This is a genomic window from Salinimicrobium sp. WS361 (genome assembly GCF_050750585.1).
In the GTDB taxonomy this organism is placed as follows: domain Bacteria; phylum Bacteroidota; class Bacteroidia; order Flavobacteriales; family Flavobacteriaceae; genus Salinimicrobium.
In genome coordinates this window covers 1-1761 of record NZ_JBOJLM010000048.1, presented here as the reverse complement: position 1 = coordinate 1761, position 1761 = coordinate 1, and the positions used below count along the sequence as shown (strand labels likewise).

Below are 1761 nucleotides of genomic sequence, written 5' to 3'. Positions count from 1 at the left end.
GTATCCTATGGTTTACACAAGTATTCAGGGATAGATTTTTTCTATTGATTTTGAGACTGATTTACTTTTTATATCCTGAACGTTTTTCTTTTTTGATTTTTGTGTCGTTTCATTTTTGAGTAGTGGATTCGATTTCATGATTCTATTTTTTGATTTACTTCCCATAGAGCCTTCACTGTTATCTTTTTTGATGCTGAACTCCTTTACAATATCCAGGCTTGGTAAAAGACGTATAAATAGAGTGTAGCGAAGCGGAACTCGGCTTTATGCCGTCTCCAAGAATGGATATTGTTGTTTTGCTTCCTAAAAAAGAAACAGTGAGGCGGGAGGTAGTTATCAAAATAGTTGATGAGAAGAATCCAACTACCCTGAAACGACACAAAGCATTTAGGAAATCCGCTGAGGCCTTAAATTGGGTTCCTTTACGACAATAGGGTATCCTGTCCCTAAATGGAACTTTATGCCATTGGGCTTAACATAATCCTAAAAATTTAGAGGCTTACTCTATGATGCGTATTTCATCGTATTGACATAAGGGCTCTGACGTTCTATTACTGCGAAAGCTCTGGCAAGCAATTTATTTCTTATGATGTTCAAAGTGCTCATTTTATTCTTGCCTTTTTCTAATCGTCTCTGGTAAAAAGTCTTCATCTCCGGACTACATTGAATGGCCGATGTCGCACACAGATGTAATAAAGCTTTGCCTTCAAGGTTGGCCAAACGGCTTACTTTGGTCTTTCCTCTGATGCTTGTTCCCGAACTATGTGGAAAGGGAGCGATCCCTATATAGGAAGCAAATTTCCTCCATGTTTTAAAAGAAGTAAAGCCCATGGTGTATACTATTAAGAATCGGGCGGTAACTTTTCCTATTCCCTTTATACTTATTAAAAGCTTCTGCATTTCTTTAAGTTCCGGATCTTCTCGTATGATCCTGTCCATTTCTTTCTCTATGGCACTTATTTTTTGTGCAAGGACTTTCATGATCTCCTGCTGTGCTTGAAAGATAAATTCTTCATCTTCAAAAACTTCCTTCTGCTCTTTTAGAGCTCCCATATAGCTTGCGTGCTGAACTACCAGTTTTTTGCGAAGAGACATTAGGCGTTTAAGCTTTGACAATGCCTTTTTTGGTTTCTGGTGAGGTTTGACCTCTTCGCGTATTCTATAACCGTATAAAGCTATTCTTTTGGCGTCTGCCTTATCATCCTTGCCCCTTGTGATTCCCATGGAACGTTTAATTTCCAAACCAGAAGCCACATGGATACGATATCTCTTTTCATCCAACCTCTGGGTCAATCGATAAGAATAGAGTCCAGTATGTTCGAAGACAAACAAAATATTTTCTTTAGCAAATCCGGAATTTTCAATCGCCCATGCAGATAATTGATCAATTCCTTCAAGATCATTTTTAAATTTTTCCTGCATTCCACAACCGTGGATGCAGCAATCCAATGTTAGCTTACTTACATCAATACCGATAACTTCCATTTTTTTTATACAATATTTAAGGTTAATAAATAGGTTGCTTAAACTAAGACCTTTAAGAGCCATGGCTAAAATCCTATATGGTTCTGACAACCGTTTATAAAGAACGGGGACTAATACTCTACATAGGCCATCAGCCTTGCCGTCGCCGAAGTTCACCCCGCTCTTTTTTATATAGATTTAAAGTTATTGACAATTTCATGAGTTATTAGTCTCCCCCAGACCCCCTCTTTTCAACATCATTATCATATAGAAATAATTTATAGAACAAATCTAAAG

1 protein-coding gene is annotated in these 1761 nt (G+C 37.5%); it reads right to left on the bottom strand.

What is annotated here, in order from left to right; genetic code table 11:
- Positions 1–504: 504 nt before the first annotated feature.
- On the bottom strand, positions 505–1641 hold the full coding sequence (locus ACQ93I_RS17160; protein ID WP_431699599.1) for an IS110 family transposase: 1137 nt from the start codon (positions 1639–1641) through the stop codon (positions 505–507).
- Positions 1642–1761: the final 120 nt, after the last annotated feature.